Genomic DNA, 20,560 nt, shown 5'->3' with positions numbered 1-20,560 from the left:
CCCACGATCCGCCGCTTCATCTCCTCGGCGATCGAGTGGCCGGTGACCTTCTCGATAACCGGGCGTCCGCCCGCTGATGTGCTGCAACAGCATCCGCGCCGTGATCCGCCGGCGCAAGGAAGCCGGCTTCACCTTGAAAGAGCTGCGCACGCTGCTGACCGCGCCCAGCCCGTTGGACCACCGGGACCTGCTGCGCCGCCACGTCCAGGAGCTCGAACAGCGCATCTCACAGGCGCGGGCGGCCAAGGAGCTGATCGAGCACGCGCTCGCCTGCCCGCACAGCTTCGCCGAGCGCGGCATGCTCGCGACCGGATCGCCGCACGGATTCCTGGTCACCTCCACGGACGTGGCGGATGAAGCGATCTTCGCGTGATCCTGTTTCTGCGGGTCGAACGGTGAGTGCCCGCAGGAGCGGGTCCCGCGCCGCCGGTGACGTCGAGGCGGCGGCCACGACGCCCTCCCTCGCACGCGTTCCGCGCCTCTCCTAGGGGCGATGCCGGGGGCGTGAGCGGGCCCTGGGCAGCGGCACCGGGTCCGCGCCGGCGACGACGGTGTTGCGGACGGTGCCGATGCCCTCGACGGTGATCTCCACCGTGTCGCCGGGCCGGAGCGGGGGCGGGTCCTGCCTGCCGCGCAGGCCCCACAGCTCGGCGAGGCAGCCGCCGTTGCCGCAGGTGCCGGAGGCGAGCACGTCGCCGGGGCGGACGCGGGTGCCGCGCGAGGCGTAGGCGACCAGTTCCTCGAAGGTCCAGCTCATGTTGGACAGCAGGTCGCGGCCGACCTCCGTCCCGTTGACCCGCACGGACAGGGCCAGGCGCAGGAAGCCGTCGGCGTCCCGGTACGGCTCCAGCTCGTCCGCGGTGACCAGCCACGGGCCGAGAGTGGTGGCGGTGTCCTTGCCCTTGCACGGGCCCAGGCCGACCTGCATCTCGCGGGACTGCAGGTCGCGGGCCGACCAGTCGTTGAAGACGGTGTAGCCGTAGATGTGGTCGCGGGCCCGCTCCGGGGTGAGGTCGGCGCCCTCCTCGCCGATGACCGCCGCGACCTCCAGCTCGAAGTCGAAGGCGTGGCAGCCGGGCGGGACCGGCACGTCGTCGTACGCGCCGATCATGGCGTGCGGGTTGCCGAAGTAGAAGGCCGGGGCGTCGTACCAGGCGCCGGGGACGCCGCCGCGCCCTTCCACGCTCCTGCGCACGCCTTCGACGTGCTCCTCGAACGTCACGTGGTCACGGACCGAGGGCGGCTCGACGGGCGGCAGCAGCCGCACCTGCGCCAGCGGGACCGGCTCGCCGGTCCGCGCGCCCGCGGGCACGTTCAGGGGGCCGACCCCGTCGGGCAGCGGCCTGATCGTGTCGCCGTCCACGAGACCGCAGCGGGTGCGCCCGTCATGGCTGTAGGTCGCGATCCTCATCGGAGCGGCCCCTAGACCGGCGGGGCGACGAACACGCCGCGGTCGGGGTCGTTGAAGGACTCCTTGGCGATGAGCTCGTTCATGGGGTTGGCGGTGCCCCACTGGTCGGTGACCTCGGGCTCGGAGAAGTCGTAGACGTGCGGGTGCCAGGCGTCCTCGTCGAGCTCCTCCAGCTCGGTGGTGTACTCGACGGTGTTGCCGTGCGGGTCCAGGAAGTAGGAGAAGGTGTTGTCGCCGGCCAGGTGGCGGCCGGGGCCCCAGATCATGCGGACTCCGGCGCGCAGGAGGCGCCCCGTGCCGTACATGTACTCGTCGAGGCCGCGCAGCTCGAAGCTGATGTGGTGGAGGCTGGCGTGCGGGCCGCGGGCGATGGCCATGCTGTGGTGCTGCGGGTTGCAGCGCATGAAGTGCATGACCTGGCCCATGCGGGGGTGGGCGAGGGTGTCGGACAGGGCGAAGCCCAGGTGGGTCTCGTACCAGGTGCGGGTGGCGTCGATGTCGGGCGCGTTCAGGACCACGTGTGACAGGCGTACGGGGATCGCCTCCTTGGCCTCCAGCTTGCGGTGCCCGCGGACGGCCACGTCGGCGGAGACCTCGACGGTGCGGCCGTCGAGGTCGAAGAAGCGGAAGCCGTAGCCGCCGCCGGGGGTGTCGAGCTTGCCGGGCTCGGAGACCAGCGTGACCTCGGCGGCGCGCAGCCGCTCGGCCAGGGCGTCCACGTCGCCGGGGGTGGCGGCGCCGAAGGAGATCAGGTCGAGGCGCTTCTCGGCGGCCCTGCGCAGCCGGACGACGTACTGCTCGGGCGAGCCCTCGGCGGCCAGGAAGCTGATGCCGGAGTCGCTCGCGACCTCGGTCAGGCCCCAGACGCCGGCGTAGAAGTCGCGCTGCTTGTCGTAGTCGGGCACGGCCAGGTCCACGTGCCGCAGGTGGGTGATGAGTCTCATGAGGGATCCTTCAGGTCGAACAGCCGGACGGCGTTGCCGCCGCTGATGGGGGTGTCCGCGAGCCCGGCCGCGCGCAGGGCCGCGAGCGGGTCGGGGTCGCCCATGTCGAAGGGGAAGTCCGAGCCGAGCAGCACCCGCTCGGGCCCGGCGACGCGGACCAGCTCGCGCAGCGCGGCCGGGTCGTGGGTGAGGGAGTCGAAGTGCAGGTCGCGCAGGTAGCTGCTCGGCTCGCGGGCGCAGCCGCGGGCGTCGGGCCGCACCCGCCAGCCGTGGTCGGCGCGGCCCAGGTAGTACGGCAGGTAGCCGCCGCCGTGCGCGGCCAGCAGCTTGAGCCGGGGATGCCGGTCCAGGACGCCGGAGAAGATCACGTGGGAGAGCGCGACGGCGTTCTCGACCGGCTGGCCGACGAGGTTGGACAGGTACCAGCGGTCCAGCCGCTCGTCCAGGGTGCAGCCGAAGGGGTGCAGGAACACGACCGCGCCCGTGGCGGCGGCGCGCGCCCAGAACGGCTCGTAGGCCGGGTCGGACAGCTCCCGGCCGGGCGCGTGGGAGGAGATCTGCACGCCTCTCAGCCCGTGTGCGAGCGCGTCGTCGAGGGCGCCGGTCATCAGCGAGGGGTGCTGGAGCGGGACCAGTCCCAGGCCGGACAGCCGGTCCGGCGCCTGGGCGACGTGCGCGGCCACGCCCGCCGCGGCCAGGCGGCACACCTCGGCGGCCAGGCCGGGATCGGCCCAGTAGTGGTAGTGGGAGGGCGACGGCGAGACGACCTGCACGTCCACCCCGGCCGCGTCCATCGCCGCCAGCCGGTCGCCGGCCCGCGTGAGCAGGCCGATCCGCTCGCCGATCATCGCGCCCGACACGGCCGTGGCGTGGGGCCCGTTGCGGCGGGCGTCCAGCTCCCGGTGGGCGTCGTGGCCGGGTCGCCCCGCCACCGCCCGCTCGATCTCCGGCAGCAGGACGTGCGCGTGCACGTCAACGGTGATCATGGGCGCTCGCTCACCATCCCCGCGATCGTGCCCATCAGGCCGGGCAGGTCCGCGTCCCGTACCCCGTCGAGCTGCCAGCGGGCGAGCTGCACCGACGCCTCGACCACGGCCTTCACCCGGGCGTGGCGGCGGTCCATGAACGCCTCGAACAGGTCCTGGTCGAGCCGGTCGGCGGCGAGCAGCAGCTCGGCCAGGACCGCGGCGTCCTCCAGGCACTGGGCGGCGCCCTGGGCCAGGGTGGGCGGGCAGGCGTGGGCGGCGTCGCCGATCAGGACGGTGCGGCCGCGGTTCCACGGGCGCGGCACGAGCAGCGACTCGAACCAGGTGTAGTTGATGCGGGCCGGGTCGGTGATGTCGGCGCGGATCTCGTCCCAGGCGCCGCCGTACCCTCCGGCCAGCGCCCGCATGTGCGCGACCTTGTCGCCGACGGCCTCCCTCGGCCTGGCCTGCTCGACCAGGTACGCGTACATGGTGTCGGCGCTGGTCGGGCAGTAGCCGGCGATGAAGCAGGGGCCGCCGTAGATCAGGTCGGTGCGCTCGACGTCCTTGGGGCGGCGGGTGTGGACGCGCCAGATGCCCATGCCGACCGGCTCGGGCGCGGCCTCGACGCCGATCAGGCCGCGGACGCGCGAGCGGATGCCGTCGGCGCCCACCACCAGGTCGTAGCGCCCGGTGGTGCCGTCGGAGAAGGTCACCTCGCCGGTGCCGGACACGGCGTCCACTGTCAGGCCGTACCTGACGCGCGCTCCGGCGTCGCGCACGGCGGCGGCCAGGATGGCCGCCAGCTCCGGGCGGTTCATGCCGAGGGCGGCGGGCAGGCCGGGGCCGCCGGTGCGGGCATCGGGGATCTCGGCGAGCAGGCGGCCGTCGGGCGTGCGCAGCCCGAGCGAGTCGAACGCGAACCCGGCCGCGCTCACCTGCTCCCACACGCCGAGGTCGCGCAGCACCCGCAGCGCGTTGCCCTGCAACGTGATGCCCGACCCGAGCGTGGTCGGGCCCGGCTCGATCTCCGCGATCTCCACGGTGACGCCGGCGCGGGCGAGCAGGACGGCCAGGGCCGGGCCCGCGGTGCCGCCGCCGACGATGAGGACGTTGCCTACTGCTGGGCCTACTGCTGGGCCTACTGCTGGGCCTACTACTGGGCCTACTACTGGGCCTACTACTGGGCCTACTGCTGGGCCTACTGCTGGGCCTACTGCTGACATGGGGGCCTCATTTGATGGCCAGGGGGTTGACGGGGGAGCCGACCGCGCCGGTGACCGGCAGCGGCGGGGCGGTGAGGAAGAACTCGTACACGCCGTCGGCGGCGCAGTCGGCGGCGAGCGCCTCCAGGTCCCACATCTCGCCGACGAGCAGGCCGAGGTGCGGGATGACGACCTGGTGCAACGGCTGGAACGCGCCCTCGAACTCGTTGGGGCGCACCTCGAAGCCCCACGTGTCGGTGGCGATGGCGGCGATCTCGGTGCGGTGCAGCCAGCCGGCGCTCCAGAACGACAGGCCGGGCGCGGGGCCGCCCGCGTAGTCGCCCCAGCCCTCGCGCCTGGCCCTGGCGAGGCGGCCGGTACGCACGCACACCAGGTCACCGCGCCCGACCCGGACCCCCTGCGCCTCGGCGATGGCGGTCAGGTGCTCCTCGGTGACGGCGAAGCCGTCCGGCAGCTCCCCGTACGCCGCCGCCACGTCCAGCAGCACGCCGCGGCCCGCCACCGGGGCGGCCAGGTGCTCGATGCCGGTGACCTGGTCGCCCTCGCTGGTGACGACCTTGTCGGCGGGGCGGCCGTTCCAGGCCCGGCCGTGGTCGAAGATGTGGCCGAGGCCGTCCCACTGGGTGGAGCACTGCAGCGGCATGGCGATCACGTCGTCCGCGCCGCCGAACCCGTGCGGGAAACCCTGGTTCCCGTGGACGGCGTCCAGGCCGGTGTCGGTCATGGTGTGCACCGGGTTGGTACGGCGCCGCCAGCCCTTCTGCGGGCCGTCGGCATCGAAGCGCTGCGCCAGCGAGAACGTCTCGCCCCGCCGGACCAGCGCGGCGGCGGCGCGGCGCTCGGCCGGGCCGATGAAGTTGACGGTGCCCAGCACGTCGTCGGCGCCCCAGCGGCCCCAGTTGGAGTACTTCGCCGCCGCCTCGGCGATGGCCTGCTCAGCGTTCATCGACGCACCTGTTCCGCTGCGTGCCGAGGCCCGTGATCGTGCCCTCCATGACGTCCCCGTCGCGCAGCAGGCGGCCGTGGTGCAGGCCGTTGCCCGCCGGGCTGCCGGTCAGCACCAGGTCGCCGGGCAGCAGCTCGACGGTCTGGGACACGTAGGACACCAGGCGGGCCACGTCGAAGATCATGTCCTTGGTGGACTCGTCCTGCATGACCTGGCCGTTCAGCTTGAGCGTCACCCGCAGGCCGGACGGGTCGCCGACGAAGGCGGCCGGCACCAGGTACGGGCCCAGCGGGGTGAAGGTGGGCGCGTTCTTGGCGCGCAGCCAGTCGGTGCCGATCTCCGGCATGTCGCGGCGGAAGACCAGCTCGCGGGCGGTGATGTCGTTGGCGATCGTGTAGGCCGCGACGTGTTCGCGAGCATTTTCCGGATCTATCCGGAACGCCGGGCGGCCGATGACGGCGGCCAGCTCCAGCTCCCAGTCCGGCTTCGCGCACCACGGCGGGATCACCACGTCGTCGTACGGGCCGGTGACCGAGGACGGCAGCCCGACGAACACGTACGGCTGGTCCTCGGCGGCCCGCCGGTCCATCATCGCCGCGACCTCGGCCCGTACCTGCTCGGCGGGGCGGCCGCCGGCGGGCTCGTGCGCCACGGCCAGGTCGATGACGTGGGTGCGGTAGTTGGCGCCGGACTGCAGGATCTGGCGCGGCTCGACCGGGGCGTGCACGCGCAGCTCCGCCAGCGGCCGCCACTCCCCCGGCGCCGTCGCGGCGGCGTGCAGCAGCGGCAGGACGTCGTCCCAGCGCTCCAGCAGCGCGCGGGTGCTGGACGCGTGCTCGCTCAGGTCGAGCACCCGGTCGCCGGCGACGAGACCGGGAAAGGCCGGGCCGGGACCGGCCGAGAAGGTGCCGAGCGCGAACGGGCCGGCAAGGGACGAGGATGTTTCCACGAGGTTTCCTCCGAGGGGATCGGCTTTAACCTTGGAACATCCGCCGCAATCTGGGAAATCGATTCTCTGGATCGTCTCCATCCACGACATGGATGTGCCATGAACCTCGCCAGCCTGGACCTGAACCTGCTCGTCGCCCTGCGCGCGCTGCTGGAGGAGCGCAACGTCACCAGGGCGGGCCTGCGCGTCGGGCTCAGCCAGCCGGCCATGAGCGCCGCCCTCGCCAGGCTCCGCCACCACTTCTCCGACCAGCTCCTGGTGCGGCGGGGCAACCGGTACGAGCTGACCCCGCTCGGCACCGCCCTGCTCGCCCCGGCCGTCACCGCCTCGGCGATGCTGGAGCGGCTGTTCGCCAGCCGCGCCGACTTCCAGCCGGCCACCGAGCAGCACGAGTTCACCCTGCTGTCCTCCGACTACGGCATCGCCGTCTTCGGCGTCCGGCTGGCCCGCCTCCTGCACGAGGAGGCGCCCGGGGTGCGGCTGCACTTCCGGCACGTCACACCCGAGATCGTCGAGCACGCCGACGCCGCGCTCAGCGGCGTGGACGGCATGCTCATGCCGCACGGCGTCATCAGTGACCTGCCCGCCGTGGAGCTGTACCGCGACGAGTGGGTGTGCCTGGTCGCCGACGACCACCCGGAGGTCGGCGAGCGGCTCACCATGGACGACCTGGCCCGCCTGCCCTGGGTGATCTATCAGCGCCCGTTCGACGCGCCCGTCACCCGGCAGCTCACCATGCTCGGGCTGGACCCGTACGTGGACGTGTCCGTGCAGAGCTTCCAGCTCCTGCCCAGCCTGGTGGCCGGCACCCGGCGCGTGGCGATGATGCAGCGGCGCCTGGCCGGCCTGCTGCGCGACCTGGCCCCGGTACGCGTGCTGCCCTGCCCGTTCGAGGCGGTCGACCTGCGCGAGGCCCTGTGGTGGCACCCGGTGCACACCCACGACGCGGCCCACGTCTGGCTGCGCGAGATGGCCGTCCGGGTGGCCGGGGAACTGGCGGGAGGCTGAGCGGCCGGGGCGACGGTCGCCGCCACGCTCTGCGACGCCTTCGACCGCGACTGTCGCCTGGACTGTCGCCTGGACTGTCGCCTGACCGTGCTCAGCGACGCCTGCGCCGACGCGGAACCGGACGTGCACGACTTCTTGACCAGGCGGGTCTTCCCGGCCAGGGGTGCTGACGTCCTCATGGGCGATGAGTGGATCGCCCGCCTGTGACCGCTCTCGGCTTCGGCCGATCTCCCGGCTTCCGGGTGCGTCCTGCGTACGGCCCGCGGACCGCGCGGGTTTCGGGAAGACCTCCGGAAGAGGACCGGAAGCCCGCGCTCCTAGCCTCTGCAGCCATACATCGGACGGAGGGGCGCGCCGTCACGGCCTCCCCCGGGTGGTGGCGGCACTTCGATCACGGAACCCAGATCCGGGCGGCACGGCACGACGTCGCGGTGGCACGTTATGGAGTGATCATCGATCACAGCGGCATGCCGGAGGCATGCCAGGACCACGGTCATAGGAGTCTTCTTGTTCCACCGATATCGGGCCTTACTCGGGGCGGTGACCGCCCTCGTCACGCTCGGGGCCCTCGCCCCGTCGCAGGCCGCCGCGGCCGCGCCGGTCAGCGTGACCTTCGCCGCCGCCGATGACGTGTTCGTCAGCCAGGCTGAGCCGGCCAAGAGCTTCGCCGCCGCGACGTGGCTGAGCGTCTGCGGCTCCGGCTGCGGCGGCGCCGGCGCGGGACAGCGCGTGGCGCTGACCCGTTTCAAGGTCACCGGCATCCCCGAGGACGCCGAGGACGTCAAGGTCACCCTGGACGTGGTCCCGGCCAGGACGACCGACACCACCGTCTCCGTCCTGCCGGTGAGCGGTTCCTGGACCGAGGCGACCACCTGGAGCGACCGGCCGGCGGTCGGCGGGAGCGCGATCGGCTCGCACACCGGCTTCACCGCCGGCGCGACGGCCAGGCTGGACGTCTCCGCGGCCGTCCAGGGCAATGGCACCTACGCGTTCGCCCTCACCGGAACGTCCAGCACGACCACGGTGCTGATGTCCTCGCGCGAGAGCGGCAACCGCGGCCCGAAGCTGACCGTCACCTACACCGGGGGGAGCGGCGAGGAGCAGGGTGACGGGCCGTTGCCCTTCACCCCGGCCGCCACGGCGGCGCTGCGGGCGGCGGGCAAGAAGGTGTTCGGGCACTACTTCACCCCCTACCCGATCTCGCTGGACAACCAGGCGCCGGCCGGCGACTACTACGCCAGGAACTACCTCAAGCCGGAGGGCGAGAGCGGCAAGCACGCCGCCTACGGCGGGCTGCTGCGCGACCGGCCGATCGGCCGCGCGCCGCTGAGCGGCGACTACGCGCTGGCGGACTTCAAGACCGAGGTCAGGCAGGCCGTCGCCGCCGGGCTGGACGGCTTCACCGTCGACATCCTGTCGGTGACCAGCGCGCACTGGACGCGGGTGCAGAGCCTCATCAAGGCCGCCGAAGCGGTCGATCCCGGCTTCAAGATCGTGCTGATGCCGGACACGAACGGGCTGGCCTCGGTCGACAGCGCCACCCTGGCCACGGCGATGGCCAAGCTGGCGGCCTCCAAGTCGGTCTACCGGCTGGCCGACAACCGCCTGGTCGTGGCGCCGTTCAAGGCCGAAGGCCGCACCGCGGCCTGGTGGGCCGACTGGATGAGGACCATGGAGACCGCCCACGGCATCAAGGTCGCCCTGGTGCCGGTCTTCCTGGACTTCAACAAGAACCGCGCGGCCTTCGCCTCCATCAGCTACGGCTTCTCCAACTGGGGCGGCCGCAACCCCGCCGCCAACGCGAGCCTGACCACCAATATCACCACCGCGCACGGCATGGACAAGATCTGGATGCAGCCGGTGTCGGTGCAGGACGAACGGCCCAACCAGGGCATCTTCGACGAGGCCGGCAACACCGAGAACCTGCGGGCCACGTGGAAGGGCGCCATCGACGGCAAGGCCGACTGGGTCCAGCTCACCACCTGGAACGACTACTCCGAGAACACCCAGTTCGCCCCCTCCGCCAACGCCGGGTGGACTTATCTGGACATCAACGCCTATTACCTGACCTGCTACAAGCTGGGCTGCCCGAAGATCACCAACGACGTGGCCTACCTCACCCACCGTGTCCAGCCGGTCGCGGCCACGCCCGGCCACGCTCAGACCAAGCTGATGAAGCTGCGCGGCGGCAGCACCGCGGCCCGTGACACGGTCGAGGTGCTCAGCATGCTCACCGCGGCGGGCAAGGTGTCGGTCACGATCGGCGGCACGACGCAGACCTACGACGCGCCCGCCGGGGTCTCGGCCAAGACGTTCCCCCTCAGGGCGGGCACCGCCTCGGCCACCGTGACCCGCGGCTCCGCCACCGTGGCGAAGGTCGTCTCGCCCTACCCGATCACCACCACGCCGTACGTGCAGGACCTGCACTACCGGGCGGCCTCCAGCGGCCGCTGACCCGGACGCCCGGGTTCCTGGATCCCGCGGGCCGGAGGATTCAGGGACCCGGCCGCGCCACTCGGCTCGCCGTCTCGGGTGACGCTCCCGCACGCCCGGCGGTCAGGCTCCGGGTTCGCCGAGCCTTCCGGCGCCGGCTTCGGGATGGCCCGCCGCCACCAGACGGCGGCTGGCCCCGTGCCAGGTCAGGGTGTCCTCCAGGATCAGATCCTCCACCACCTTGCCCCATCGCATGGTGAGGAACTGGGCGAACTGGTTCTGGTAGGGCTCGCCCAGGACGGTACTGCGGATGATCACATGAGCGGCCAGGCGCTGGTTCCACAGGGGGCCGGCCACGACGAGGCGCTGGATCTCGAAGCGTGGATCGGGAAGCAGCCGCCCGAACCGTTCGAACCAGCGCCGCAGGCCGGCACGGGTGGAGAGATGAGCACCGAGCGCCGTGTCACTGATGAAGATCAGCTCGCAGTCGGCCCGGAAGTTGGCGAGAAGGGCGTCGATGTCCCCTCTTTCGAGGGCGGCCAGCCCGCGCCGGTAGACCGCCGCCGCGACGCGGCCGATCATCCGGCGTCCCGCCGTCGTGTCGTGAAGGTGTGCACCGTCTGAACCTCCGTTAGATTGACACTGTCAATCTAACGGAGTTGGACAGTGTCAATCAACCGTGATCCGCACAGCGGTAAGCGCCCCGAGCGCGCCCGCGACGTCGGCGTGCACTTCGACGGGGACCTCCGCCGCGCCCTGATCCAGGCCGCCGCGACCGCGCTCGACGAGGTCGGCGCCGACCACCTCAGCCTGCGCGACGTCGCACGCCGCATCGGGGTGTCGCACACCGCCCCGGCCCACCACTTCACCGACAAGGCCGGGCTGCTGACCGCCGTCGCCGTCGAGGGATTCCACCTGTTCATCGAGCATCTGGGCGGCGCGCTCGCGGCCACGCGCGACCGGCGGCCGCTCGACCGGCTTCCCGCCCTCGCGCGGGCCTACGCCGAGTTCGCCGAGCGGCATCCCGGCCGGTTCGAGGTGATGTTCCGCCCCGCGCTCATCCGTCCCGACGACCCCGACTACCAGCGCGCCGGCGATGCCGCCTTCGCCGCCCTGCGCGAGCACATCGGCCTGTGCCAGCGGCAGGGGTGGCGGCCTGACGTTCCCACCGCGACCCTGGCCGCGGCCACCTGGGCGTTCAGCCACGGCATCGCCACCTTGCGCGGGCACGGCTCCCTGGCCCGGCACTATGGCGACGCGTCTTTCGGAGGCGTGGAACTCCTGGTCACCGCCATGCTGGGGGGAGCGGGGCAGGATCCGGGGTGAGGCCGTGACGCCTCGTCAACAACGAGGCGTCACCTGCCGGATCCGGTGGCCAGGGACGGCGCCAGTTTCCCGGCGCACGGGGCGTGCCCGATCTGCTCGCACAGCCGCAGGGCATGCGCAGCCGTGCGCGCTCCCGCCTCGTGATCGCCGCGCCTCCGTTCCAGCCCGGCGAGCTCGGTCAGCGCCGCCAGCTCAGGAAGGCGGTAGGCGTTGTCCCGCGCCACGTCGCGGGCCTGGAGCGCGTGGCGGATCGCCCTGTCGTGCTCGCCCCGGGCGTCGTGCAGCCGGGCGCGGGTGACCAGCGCGTACGCCAGGTGCCAGCGCAGGCCGCCCGCGCTGACGAGCTCGTCGGCCCGCTCCAGACTCCGCGCGGCCTCCGCCGTCAGCCCGAGCGGGATCGCGGCGTCGGCCAGGGCGATCCAGGCCGCCGCCTCCACCAGCCGGTCCTCCTGGTCGCGGGCCACCTCCAGCGCCCGCAGCGCCTCCTCCCGCGACCGCGCCCACTCGCCGCGCTCCCAGTGCAACCGGCTGATCCAGGTGTGGCTCGCCGCGGCACCGTGGCCGCCGAGCGCGGCGAGCAGTCTCGCCGACTCGCGCAAGCAGCTCTCCGCCTCCTCGTACCGGCCCTGGTCGAGCAGCACGGCCCCCAGGTGCCGCAGATCGGCGCCCTCGGCCGGGGACAGGCCGTGGGCCCGGCTCAGCGCGAGCGCCTGCCTGCAGCGTCGCTCCGCCAGGTCGAGCCGCCCCAGATGGTGATACTGGCCGGCGAGCGTGTTGAGCGCGTGGTTCTGCCCGGACACCGAGCCGAGCGCGCCGAACAGCTGCGCGGCCCGCAGGTTGCCGGCCAGGGCCTCGTCGAGGTGACCGGTCCAGGTATGCGCGAAGCTCAGTCCCACACGTGCCGCCGCCTCGCCCTCTCGCCCGCCGCTGTCCCGGGCGATGAGGACCGCCTGCTCCAGGTGCTGGACGGCCTCCTGGGAGCGGCCGGCCCGGAAGAGCCCCTCCCCCAGGCTGGTGTGCAGCATGACCCTGGCAGCCGGCACCTCCCGTGCGCGGGCGGCCTCCAGCATGGCCGGTGCGATCTCCAGCCACTCGCCGAGGCGGCCGGTGCGGGCGCAGATGACGCGCACCATGTCGGCCAGGCGCCATGCCGCGGGGCCGGGGGCCCGCATCGCGCGCACGGTCGCGGCCATCACATTGGCCGTGTCGGCGGCCGCGTGCGGCGGCTGCCCGACGGCCCCCGCCGGCGGCCGCGAGCCGGCGGGCCGGAACCGGTCGGGCGCGCACCAGGCGGCGATGGCGGCGGCCACGTCCAGGTAATGGCCGAGCAGGCGTTGCCACGCCGGCTCGCGCTCGGGGTCGCGCTCGCCCTCCGCGGCGGCGTAGAGCCGGATCAGGTCGTGGAAGCGGTAGCGTCCGGTGGCGTGCTGTTCGAGCAGGTGCGCGGCCGTCAGCCCCGACAGGCAGGTACGCGCCACGTCCGCGGGGACGTCCGCCAGCGCCGCCGCGCCGGCCACGGTGATCTCCGGGCCGGGCACCAGGCCGAGCAGGCGGAAGACCCGTCGCTCCGCCGGGACGAGCGCCCGGTAGGACGCGGAGAAGGCGGCCGTGATGGCGCTGTGCCCGGCGCCGTCGACGCTCAACCCCGCCAGCCGGTCACCCGCGGCCAGTTCCGCCGCCACCGCCGCGGCGCCGTTCCCGGGCCGGGAGGCGGCGTTCGCGGCGGCGATGCGCAGCGCGAGCGGCAGTCCGCCGCACAGGCGCACCAGGTGGTCGCGCGCCCGCGCTTCCGGCGCCGCCCGCACCGGCCCGAGTACGCCGTCCAGGAGCGCCCGGCCGTCCTGGTCCGGGAGGGGGCCGAGTGAGCGCTGTCCGGCCCCCACCGACGCCACCAGCTCGCCCAGCCGCCGCCTGCTGGTCACCAACGCCGCGCCGGCCGGCGGGAGGAGCTGCTCGACCTGGGCCGCGGAGCGGGCGTTGTCCAGGAACAGCAGGAAGGAGCGCCTTGCCGTCAGCGAGCGGTAGAGGCCGAGCCGGGCCTCGAACCCGTCAGGGACGCGTGACGATTCGACGCCGAGCGAGATGAGCAGCCTGGTCAGCGCGGCGGCCGCGGTCAGCGGCTCGTGGCCCGGGTCGTGACCGCGGAGGTTCACGTAGAGCTGGCCGTCGGGGAAGCGCTCCTTGGCCTGGTGCGCCCAGTGCAGGGCGAGGGCCGTCTTGCCGATGCCGGCCATGCCGCTGAGCACGCACACCCCGTCGCCGTCGGCCAGGCACGCGTCCAGCCATGCCAGCTCCGCCTCGCGGCCGGCGAACCCGCGCACGTCCCTGGGCAACTCGGCCGGCGACGCCACAGGGGGAGACACCGCTCCCGCGGGTTGTGGCGGCGGCGGAGAGTGCCGCTCCGGGTCGTCCTGCAACAGCCGCTGGTGCAACCGGCGCAGTGCCTGGCCGGGCTCGATGCCCAGCTCGTCCACCAGCCGCCGCCTCGCGTCCCGGTACACCGTCAGTGCCTCGGCACGGCACTCGCACCGGTGCAGCGCGAGCATGAGCTGTCCCACCAGCCGCTCGCGCAGCGGGTACTCCCCCACCACCGCGTGCAGCTCGCCGACGATCTCGCCGTGCCGTCCTGACTCCAGCTCCAGGTCGTACAGCTCCTCCAGGGCGCCCACCCGCCGGTCCTCCAGCCCTGGGCGTTCCTGATCGATCAGCACGGCGCCGGCGCCCGCCAGCGCCGAGCCCCGCCACAGCCCCGCCGCGGCGCGTAACGCGGCCACGGCCTCGGTGAGGCGGCCCGCCGAGGCGTGGGCGCGCGCGTCGTTCCGGTACCGCTCGAACGTGTGCAGGTCGAGCTCGTCCTCGCCGACGCGGATCCGGTAGCCGCCGCCGATCCGGCCGATGCGCTCCTTGTCTCCCAGCGCCTCCCTCAGTTCGTGCACGTACACGTACAGACGCGCGACCGCGGTGCGCGGCGGCTCCTCGCCCCAGACCAGGGCGATGAGCCGCTCGTCCGACACCGTGCGGTCGGCGTTCAGCAGGAGGGCGGCCAGCACGGTGCGCTGTTTGGGCGAGCCCAGCGCGATCGGCCCTTCCGGCCCGCGTGCCGAGACCGGCCCGAGAAGGGCGAACTGCGTCTTCATGGGCCTCCTTCACCTCCCCGGTCCTCGCCGTGATGCTACCGACGGCCCCACGCCACCGAACGGCGGAGGAAGAGAAGGGGAAGATTCGCGGAAGGACATCGGAAGCAGCGGGCCCGAAGGCGCGGACGACCTGCCTCAGGTGACGAGACCTTCCCCAGGTGACGCTGCGCCGGCGGGGCGCACGCCTCTTTGGTAGGCCCCGGGTGTCGCCCCGACGATCCGCCGGAAGTGCCGTGACAGGTGCGACTGGTCGCAGAACCCGGTCGCGACCGCCGCCTGGGCGGGCGGTGTCCCGTCTTCGAGCAGCTTGCGGGCCTGGCGTACCCGTAACTGGACGACGTAGGCGTGCGGCGGCAGCCCGTGGACGCGGCGGAACGAGCGCAGCAGCGCGAACGGCGTGGTGCCCGTCGCCGCGGCCAGCTCCTGCAGATCCGGCGGGTCGATCCAGGACGCGTGCAGCATCTCGCGCGCCCTGGCGACGGCACCGGAGCCGGCCCCGGCCGCCCGGGCCGCGGCGCGGCGGTTGCCGTAAGCGCCGATCAGCCGGGCCAGCAGCACCCGCAGCAGGGAGTCGGCCGCCAGCCGCTGCCCCAGGTCCGCCGCGCGGTGGGCGGACAGCAGGAGCCTGGCGGCGCGCTCGTCGGGTGCCGACCTGCGGCTGAAGGACGGCGGCCCGCCCTTGATGCCGGCGTCGTCGGCGATGGCCTGGAGCTGTTCGGGCAGCGGGTAGAGGACGCGGTAGGACCAGCCGTCCGGCGTGCGCGCGTGACCGGTGTGCACCACGCCCGGGTCGATCATGACGATCTCGCCCGCTCCTGTGCACTCCGCTCCCTCCGGGAAAGCGATCTCCTCCACGCCCTCCTCGACGACGCCGATCGCGTACGTGTCGTGCGAGTGCCGGCCGAACCGGTCGCCGGTGAACCGGGCGCGCATGAGGTCTATCCCGCCCCACAGCGGCTCACGCCAGTACCGCACCGCGCTCATGACCACAGGTTACTGAGCGCGGCCTCCTGGGTGATCGGGTGCGGCACCGTGGGCCGAGACCATCGAGACGGGCCCATCGAGACGGGCCCATCGAGACGGGCCCATCGAGACGGGCCCATCGAGACGGGCCCGTCGCCCGGGCGGAGGCGCAGGGGTCTCGTCACGCAATAACGTCCAATCCGGCGGAGATCTTTCCCTCTACCGTGCTGACGTGATCACCCGGCCGAGTGCGGCAGTCCGCTGATCGCGCAGATCGACACCTGGAGTTGACATGGGCAGTTTCCGTGAAGCGACCACTTTGACCGAGCTGAACGAGGACGAGTTCGGCGCCGTGCTGGACGCGGAGTGGAGCGTGGGCGGCCGGATGCACGGCGGCTACCTCCTGGCCGTGCTCGGCCGGGCGGCCTGCCTGCGTACGGAGCCGGAGCACCCGCATGTGACGGCCGTCAGCGCGTCCTTCCTCGAACCGCCCGACGAGGGCCGGGCCGTCGTCCGGGTCCGGCTGCTGCGCCGGGGCAGGACCGTCTCCCAGGTCGGAGCCACGCTGGTGCAGGACGGCAGGCCACGGGTCGAAGCGCACCTGACGCTGGGCAGGCTGGACGACGCCGGCCCCTGGTGGGCCGGTCACGAGCCCGTCGTGCTGCCCGCGGAGCAGGACTGCGTCCTGGCCTCCGTCAACGCTCCCGGAGCCGACTTCCCCGTCCCGCTCATGAACGTGATCGAGGAGCGGATCGACCCCGCGCACCTGGCCTTCGCCTTCGGCGCGCCGTCCAGGGGCGGGGTCATCGCCAGCTGGCAGCGGCTGGCCGACGGCTCCGACTGGGATCCCCTGAGCCTCCTGGTGGCCTGCGACCCGGTTCCGCCCGTCTCGGCCGACCTGGGCCTGCCGGGATGGGTGCCGACGATCCAGTTGTCGGCCTACGTCCGCCGGCTGCCCGCCCCGGGCCCCGTCAGGGTCCGCCTGACGGCCACGGACGTGGGCGGGGACCGCATGGACGAGGTGGCCCAGGTCTGGGACGACAAGGGCCGCCTGGTCGCGCAGTCGACCCAGCTCGTCGCCGTGCGGCTGCCCGCCTGAGAGGCCCGCGCCCGGAGTCCCCGGCGGTCACGGATCGGCGCGCAGCAGGCGGCGCAGGAAGTCCTCCACCGCTTCCAGCGCGGCGCGCTGGTCCCCGCCCCTGGCCACCAGCAGAGCGCTCTCGTTGACGGCCGCGAGCAGCATGTGGGCGTGCAGGTCCACGAACCGCTCCGGCACCAGCCCCGTGCGCCCGAGCGTGGCCTTCAACATCCCGAACGAGTGCCGCTCCTCCAGGGCCCGCCACCGCTCCCATCCCAGCACCGCCGGCGCGTCGATGAGCACGATCTGCCGGATGACCGGGTCGCCGGCCAGCTCGATCCAGGTCAGGACCCCGGCCCGCAGCGCGGCGGCCGGGTCGCCGATGTGGCGCACCGCCCGCAGGAGCTTGTCGCCGATGGCCGCCTCGGTCGCCTCCAGCACGGCCTCGAACAGGGCGTCCTTGCCGGCGTAGTGGTGGTAGAGCGCCCCTCTGCTGAGCCCCGACTCCTGCAGCACCGTCTCGATCGAGGTGTCGTCGTAGCCCTGGGTGGCGAACAGCCGGGTCGCGATCGCCAGGACCCGTTCGCGGGTGGCCGCACCGCGCTCCGCCTTGAGGTTCATGGACCCACGATAGACAAACCGACCGACAGTCGGTAACTTTCTAGACCGACAGTCGGTCTGTAATCGGAAAGGGTCACCATGAGCCACCTCAACCACCTCGACATCGGCCAGGGCCCCACCGCCCTGTTCGTCCACGGCGTCGGCACCAGCTCCCACCTCTGGCGCAACGTCATCGCCGAGCTCCGCGACGAACGCCGCTGCGTCGCCATCGACCTGCCCCTGCACGGCGGCAGCGACCCCCGCGACGACCTGTCCATCCCCGCCCTGGCCCAGGCCGTCGAGGAGCTGTGCGACAAGCTCGGCCTCACCGACATCGACCTCGTCGCCAACGACACCGGCGGCGCCGTCGCCCAGGTCTTCGCCGTCCACCACCGCGAGCGCCTGCGCACCCTCACCCTCACCAACTGCGACGTCCACACCAACACCCCGCCCCCCACCTTCCAGCCCACCGTCGATCTCGCCGCCGCCGGGCAGCTCGCCGAGCTCACCCAGGCCGTGCTCGACCAGCCCGAGCTCGTCGTCCACACCGCACTCGGCCAGGGCTACGAGCACATCGATGACCCCGCCGGGCTGGTGGACGCCTTCCTGCGCCCCATCCTGGCCAAGCCCGGCGGCGGCCGTGCCTTCGAGCGCCTGCTCACCTCCATCCGCGCCGAGGACATGACCGCCATCGAAGCCCAGCTCACCGTCCTCACCGTCCCCACGCTCGTCGTCTGGGGCACCGGCGACCCCTTCTTCGACATCAGCTGGGCCCACTGGCTCCGCGACACCATCCCGGGCGTCAGGGAGATCGTCGAGATCGACGGCGGGCGGCTGTTCTTCCCCGACGAGCGCGCCGCCGAACTGGTGCCCCACCTGCGCCGCTTCTGGGCCCAGCCGTAGGCGGGCACGCGCGGCCGGGGCCGTCACGGCACGCCCCGGCCTTCTCCCCCACGATTTCGAGGTCGAAGTGAGTGTGATGAAACTCTTGGTGCTGGGCGGAACGGAGTTCGTCGGGCGCGCGGTCGTCGACGAGGCGCTCGCCCTCGGCTGGCAGGTGACGACGTTCAACCGGGGCAACCGCGAGCCGCCCGCGGGCGTGACGGCGCTCCGGGGCGACCGGTCCGCCCCCCAGGGGCTGGCGGCGCTCGGGAGCGGCGAGTGGGACGTCGTGGTCGACACCTGGTCGTGGGCGCCCTCAGCGGTCGGGGAGGCCGCTGCGCTGCTGGCGGAGCGGGCGGGTCACTACGTGTACGTGTCGAGCAGGTCCGTCTACGCCCCGCCGGTGCCCTTCGGCGCCGACGAGCACGCGCCCGTGGTTCCCGCCGGCTCCCCCGGCTATCCCGGATACAAGCGGGGCGGGGAGCTCGGGGCGGTCGCCGCCTTCGGCGACCGTGCGCTGCTGGCCAGAGCCGGCCTGATCCTGGGCCCGCACGAGAACATCGGCAGGCTGCCGTGGTGGCTGACCCGGATCGCGCGCGGCGGAGCGGTGCTCGCCCCCGGCCCCGCCGACCTGGGCCTGCAGTACGTCGACGCGCGTGACCTGGCCGTATGGTGCCTCGAGGCGGCCGGGCGCGGCATCGGCGGGGCGTTCAACGTCGTCAGCCCGCCCGGGTTCGTCACCATGCGCGAGCTGCTCGAAACCTGCGTACGGGTGACCGGGGCCGAGGCCGAGCTGCGGTGGACCGAGGCCGGCAGGATCCTGGCCGAGGGCGTGGAGCCGTGGACGGACCTGCCGATATGGCTGCTGGGCGAGACCCACGCCTTCATGCACGGGGCCGAGGTGTCCAAAGCGGTGGGGGCCGGGCTGCGCTTCCGCCCGGTCGCGGAAACCGTGGCCGACACCTGGGCCTGGCTCCGGAGCATCGGCGGCCGGATCCCGACGCGCCCCGACCGCCCGTCCGTGGGGCTCGACCCGGAGGTGGAGGCCCGCCTGCTGGCCTCCACCTGACGCCGGCCTCCACCTGACGCCGGCCTTCACCTGACGCCGGCCTCCACCTGACAGGGAAAGGCCCGCCGTGCGCGCGGCGGGCCTTTCCGGTCAGTGGGGTGCGGGGGACGGGGTGGCCCGTCAGCGGAGAACCATCAACACCCAGAACGGATTGTCGGAATCGCACCTGTAGTCGCTTGCATAGCCGCTACGGACCAGCGCGGCACCTTTGTCCAAGCAGTTCAAATAGGAGGAAAAGGTGTCGTAGTACCGCCATCTGGCCATGACGGATGTCGTGGAGGTGGTGGTCGAGGTCGCGGCCGAAGCCGCGGTGGTGCCGGCTACGCTCACGCCCGCCGCCAGCACCAGGCTTGCCCCCAGCATTGACGCGCGGATCATCGCGCTGCTTCTCATGGCCCTCTCCTAACGTCGTCCTCGTCTCGTCGCCCGGCGGAACCCGTCCGGATCCGCTGCGGGGATCCGGCCCCCGTCGTTCCGGGGTCGGCGGGCGATGCGCCCTGGTTCCGCGGAGCACCGAGCACTCGCCTACAGACGTTAGAAGGAGGTGCTTCCGGATCGCTGCTCGTCGTCTTCCGTGCTCGTCGTCTTCCGTCAGCCGGGATCGCGGTCGGCGCGGAGCGTCGTCAGGCGGTCGGGGCTCGGCCAGCGCACGCCGTGGGCCCAGCCCGCCCGCTCGAACCAGCGGATCAGCCGCGCGCTGGGATCGAGCTGGCCCTTGAGCACGCCGTGCCGGGCGCAGGCCGGCTCCACGTGGTGCCAGTTGTGCCAGCCCTCGCCGAGCGTCAGCACCGCCACCCACCACACGTTGGACGAGCGGTCCCTGGTGCGGAACGGGCGGTCACCGAAGGTGTGGGCGACCGAGTTCACCGACCAGGTGACGTGGTGCACCACCGCGTAGCGGACCAGGCCGCCCCACAGGAGCGCGCTCCACGCGCCCGGCCACGACATCGACCACAGCCCGCCGGCGGCGGCCGGAAGCACGAACGACAGGACGACGACCGCCGGGTAGGCGGCGTCGAAGCGGCGCACGTCCGGGTCGTTGAGCAGGTCCGGCACCCAGTGCCGGCGGCTGGAGCGGCGGCGGGCCGTGTAGAACCAGCCGATGTGGGCGTGCAGCATGCCGCGCAGCAGCGCGAGGCCGCTGTCGCCGTAGCGCCACGGCGAGTGCGGGTCGCCCTCGCGGTCGGCGTACTTGTGGTGACGGCGGTGCTCGGCGGCCCACAGCGTGAGGGGGCCCTCGACGGCCATGCCGCCGGCCAGCATGAGCGCGATCCGCAGCGCCCGGCGGGCCTTGAAGGCGCGGTGGGTGAAGAGGCGGTGGTAGCCGATGGCGATCCCGAAGATGCTCACCAGGTACATCGCGACCGCGATGACCAGGTCGCGGGGGCCGACGCCCCAGCCCCAGGCGGCCGGCACCGCGAGGGCCAGCAGCAGCACGGGCAGGAGCACCAGGACGATCAGGTAGGCGACGCGGCGGCCGGTGGTGACCGTCACCGTCTCCGCCGTGGCCCGCCGCGGCATGGGTGAGGTCACTTTTCCTCCCGAGTGGTTCAGGACGATCGGGCTCCTTATTCAACGGCCAGCCCCCTGGCGTGCGGCTATGCCCTGACAGTAATGGAATGA

General features: G+C 73.1%; 19 protein-coding genes. 7 read left to right on the top strand and 12 right to left on the bottom strand.

Going from position 1 to position 20,560, the window contains the following annotated elements:
• Positions 1–100 precede the first annotated feature (100 nt).
• Positions 101–373, top strand: coding sequence for a MerR family DNA-binding protein (locus tag AB0H75_RS26870; protein ID WP_367800676.1), 273 nt, complete (start codon positions 101–103; stop codon positions 371–373).
• 111 nt (positions 374–484) lie between these two features.
• Here AB0H75_RS26870 and AB0H75_RS26865 read toward each other — a convergent pair whose 3' ends face one another.
• From AB0H75_RS26865 to AB0H75_RS26840, 6 genes are read right to left on the bottom strand one after another with little or no spacing between them, the layout of a single operon-like run.
• Positions 485–1,411: a fumarylacetoacetate hydrolase family protein gene (locus tag AB0H75_RS26865; RefSeq protein ID WP_367800674.1), complete on the bottom strand. Its 927-nt coding sequence runs from the start codon at positions 1,409–1,411 to the stop codon at positions 485–487.
• An 11-nt stretch (positions 1,412–1,422) separates the two neighbouring features.
• Positions 1,423–2,355 carry a VOC family protein gene (locus tag AB0H75_RS26860; protein ID WP_367800672.1) on the bottom strand — a complete coding sequence of 311 codons (933 nt, stop codon included), beginning with the start codon at positions 2,353–2,355 and terminating at the stop codon, positions 1,423–1,425.
• Entirely contained in the window at positions 2,352–3,341 is a 990-nt protein-coding gene (locus AB0H75_RS26855) for an amidohydrolase family protein (protein ID WP_367800670.1), read from the bottom strand. Before AB0H75_RS26855 ends, AB0H75_RS26860 begins: the two co-directional genes overlap by 4 nt.
• The gene (locus AB0H75_RS26850; RefSeq protein WP_367800668.1) at positions 3,338–4,546 is read right to left on the bottom strand and encodes an FAD-dependent monooxygenase; all 1,209 of its coding nucleotides are present in this window, start codon (positions 4,544–4,546) and stop codon (positions 3,338–3,340) included. Before AB0H75_RS26850 ends, AB0H75_RS26855 begins: the two co-directional genes overlap by 4 nt.
• A 7-nt stretch (positions 4,547–4,553) precedes the next feature.
• Positions 4,554–5,492, bottom strand: a complete 939-nt coding sequence (locus AB0H75_RS26845) for a cyclase family protein (RefSeq protein WP_367800666.1) — start codon at positions 5,490–5,492, stop codon at positions 4,554–4,556.
• Positions 5,482–6,441 (bottom strand): fumarylacetoacetate hydrolase family protein, encoded by a 960-nt coding sequence (locus tag AB0H75_RS26840; RefSeq protein WP_367800664.1) that lies wholly within the window; start codon positions 6,439–6,441, stop codon positions 5,482–5,484. Before AB0H75_RS26840 ends, AB0H75_RS26845 begins: the two co-directional genes overlap by 11 nt.
• Positions 6,442–6,540: 99 nt before the next feature.
• Between AB0H75_RS26840 and AB0H75_RS26835 the strand changes: the two genes are divergently transcribed.
• Together AB0H75_RS26835 and AB0H75_RS26830 are read left to right on the top strand one after the other, a co-directional pair.
• Positions 6,541–7,449 carry a LysR family transcriptional regulator gene (locus tag AB0H75_RS26835; protein WP_367800662.1) on the top strand — a complete coding sequence of 303 codons (909 nt, stop codon included), beginning with the start codon at positions 6,541–6,543 and terminating at the stop codon, positions 7,447–7,449.
• Positions 7,450–7,989: 540 nt separating this feature from the next.
• Positions 7,990–9,903: an endo-1,3-alpha-glucanase family glycosylhydrolase gene (locus AB0H75_RS26830; RefSeq protein WP_367800660.1), complete on the top strand. Its 1,914-nt coding sequence runs from the start codon at positions 7,990–7,992 to the stop codon at positions 9,901–9,903.
• A 102-nt stretch (positions 9,904–10,005) separates the two neighbouring features.
• Here the strand turns inward: AB0H75_RS26830 and AB0H75_RS26825 are convergent, their stop codons facing one another.
• Positions 10,006–10,464 carry a nuclear transport factor 2 family protein gene (locus AB0H75_RS26825; protein WP_367800659.1) on the bottom strand — a complete coding sequence of 153 codons (459 nt, stop codon included), beginning with the start codon at positions 10,462–10,464 and terminating at the stop codon, positions 10,006–10,008.
• A gap of 84 nt (positions 10,465–10,548) precedes the next feature.
• Here AB0H75_RS26825 and AB0H75_RS26820 point away from each other — a divergent pair, with 84 nt between their 5' ends.
• Positions 10,549–11,208: a TetR/AcrR family transcriptional regulator gene (locus AB0H75_RS26820; RefSeq protein WP_367800657.1), complete on the top strand. Its 660-nt coding sequence runs from the start codon at positions 10,549–10,551 to the stop codon at positions 11,206–11,208.
• A gap of 29 nt (positions 11,209–11,237) precedes the next feature.
• On the opposite strand, the gene AB0H75_RS26815 is transcribed toward AB0H75_RS26820, so the two are convergent.
• Together AB0H75_RS26815 and AB0H75_RS26810 are read right to left on the bottom strand one after the other, a co-directional pair.
• Positions 11,238–14,345 (bottom strand): BTAD domain-containing putative transcriptional regulator, encoded by a 3,108-nt coding sequence (locus AB0H75_RS26815; protein ID WP_367800655.1) that lies wholly within the window; start codon positions 14,343–14,345, stop codon positions 11,238–11,240.
• Positions 14,346–14,480: 135 nt separating this feature from the next.
• Positions 14,481–15,329 carry an AraC family transcriptional regulator gene (locus AB0H75_RS26810; RefSeq protein ID WP_367800654.1) on the bottom strand — a complete coding sequence of 283 codons (849 nt, stop codon included), beginning with the start codon at positions 15,327–15,329 and terminating at the stop codon, positions 14,481–14,483.
• A 271-nt stretch (positions 15,330–15,600) separates the two neighbouring features.
• On the opposite strand from AB0H75_RS26810, the gene AB0H75_RS26805 reads away from it, so the two are divergent.
• Positions 15,601–16,407, top strand: coding sequence for a thioesterase family protein (locus tag AB0H75_RS26805; RefSeq protein ID WP_367800652.1), 807 nt, complete (start codon positions 15,601–15,603; stop codon positions 16,405–16,407).
• A gap of 27 nt (positions 16,408–16,434) precedes the next feature.
• On the opposite strand, the gene AB0H75_RS26800 is transcribed toward AB0H75_RS26805, so the two are convergent.
• Entirely contained in the window at positions 16,435–17,007 is a 573-nt protein-coding gene (locus AB0H75_RS26800; protein WP_367800650.1) for a TetR/AcrR family transcriptional regulator, read from the bottom strand.
• Positions 17,008–17,085: 78 nt separating this feature from the next.
• On the opposite strand from AB0H75_RS26800, the gene AB0H75_RS26795 reads away from it, so the two are divergent.
• Positions 17,086–17,889: an alpha/beta fold hydrolase gene (locus tag AB0H75_RS26795; protein ID WP_367800648.1), complete on the top strand. Its 804-nt coding sequence runs from the start codon at positions 17,086–17,088 to the stop codon at positions 17,887–17,889.
• A 76-nt stretch (positions 17,890–17,965) separates the two neighbouring features.
• Complete coding sequence (locus AB0H75_RS26790) at positions 17,966–18,937, top strand: NAD-dependent epimerase/dehydratase family protein (RefSeq protein WP_367800646.1); 972 nt, start codon at positions 17,966–17,968, stop codon at positions 18,935–18,937.
• Positions 18,938–19,057: 120 nt separating this feature from the next.
• Here AB0H75_RS26790 and AB0H75_RS26785 read toward each other — a convergent pair whose 3' ends face one another.
• Positions 19,058–19,330: a hypothetical protein gene (locus tag AB0H75_RS26785; RefSeq protein ID WP_367800644.1), complete on the bottom strand. Its 273-nt coding sequence runs from the start codon at positions 19,328–19,330 to the stop codon at positions 19,058–19,060.
• A 198-nt stretch (positions 19,331–19,528) separates the two neighbouring features.
• The gene (locus tag AB0H75_RS26780) at positions 19,529–20,470 is read right to left on the bottom strand and encodes an acyl-CoA desaturase (protein ID WP_367800642.1); all 942 of its coding nucleotides are present in this window, start codon (positions 20,468–20,470) and stop codon (positions 19,529–19,531) included.
• Positions 20,471–20,560 lie beyond the last annotated feature (90 nt).

This window comes from Nonomuraea sp. NPDC050783 (assembly GCF_040802095.1).
In the GTDB taxonomy this organism is placed as follows: domain Bacteria; phylum Actinomycetota; class Actinomycetes; order Streptosporangiales; family Streptosporangiaceae; genus Nonomuraea.
This window is presented reverse-complemented; position numbering and strand designations above follow the sequence as displayed.

Excerpts from the sequence above, each read along its gene's own strand:
- AB0H75_RS26865 (WP_367800674.1), bottom strand. The coding sequence starts at position 1,411 with ATGAGGATCGCGACCTACAGCCATGACGGGCGCACCCGCTGCGGTCTC.
- AB0H75_RS26860 (WP_367800672.1), bottom strand. The coding sequence starts at position 2,355 with ATGAGACTCATCACCCACCTGCGGCACGTGGACCTGGCCGTGCCCGAC.
- AB0H75_RS26855 (WP_367800670.1), bottom strand. The coding sequence starts at position 3,341 with ATGATCACCGTTGACGTGCACGCGCACGTCCTGCTGCCGGAGATCGAG.
- AB0H75_RS26850 (WP_367800668.1), bottom strand. The coding sequence starts at position 4,546 with ATGTCAGCAGTAGGCCCAGCAGTAGGCCCAGCAGTAGGCCCAGTAGTA.
- AB0H75_RS26845 (WP_367800666.1), bottom strand. The coding sequence starts at position 5,492 with ATGAACGCTGAGCAGGCCATCGCCGAGGCGGCGGCGAAGTACTCCAAC.
- AB0H75_RS26835 (WP_367800662.1), top strand. The coding sequence starts at position 6,541 with ATGAACCTCGCCAGCCTGGACCTGAACCTGCTCGTCGCCCTGCGCGCG.
- AB0H75_RS26825 (WP_367800659.1), bottom strand. The coding sequence starts at position 10,464 with ATGATCGGCCGCGTCGCGGCGGCGGTCTACCGGCGCGGGCTGGCCGCC.
- AB0H75_RS26815 (WP_367800655.1), bottom strand. The coding sequence starts at position 14,345 with ATGAAGACGCAGTTCGCCCTTCTCGGGCCGGTCTCGGCACGCGGGCCG.
- AB0H75_RS26810 (WP_367800654.1), bottom strand. The coding sequence starts at position 15,329 with ATGAGCGCGGTGCGGTACTGGCGTGAGCCGCTGTGGGGCGGGATAGAC.
- AB0H75_RS26805 (WP_367800652.1), top strand. The coding sequence starts at position 15,601 with ATGGGCAGTTTCCGTGAAGCGACCACTTTGACCGAGCTGAACGAGGAC.
- AB0H75_RS26800 (WP_367800650.1), bottom strand. The coding sequence starts at position 17,007 with ATGAACCTCAAGGCGGAGCGCGGTGCGGCCACCCGCGAACGGGTCCTG.
- AB0H75_RS26795 (WP_367800648.1), top strand. The coding sequence starts at position 17,086 with ATGAGCCACCTCAACCACCTCGACATCGGCCAGGGCCCCACCGCCCTG.
- AB0H75_RS26790 (WP_367800646.1), top strand. The coding sequence starts at position 17,966 with ATGAAACTCTTGGTGCTGGGCGGAACGGAGTTCGTCGGGCGCGCGGTC.
- AB0H75_RS26785 (WP_367800644.1), bottom strand. The coding sequence starts at position 19,330 with ATGAGAAGCAGCGCGATGATCCGCGCGTCAATGCTGGGGGCAAGCCTG.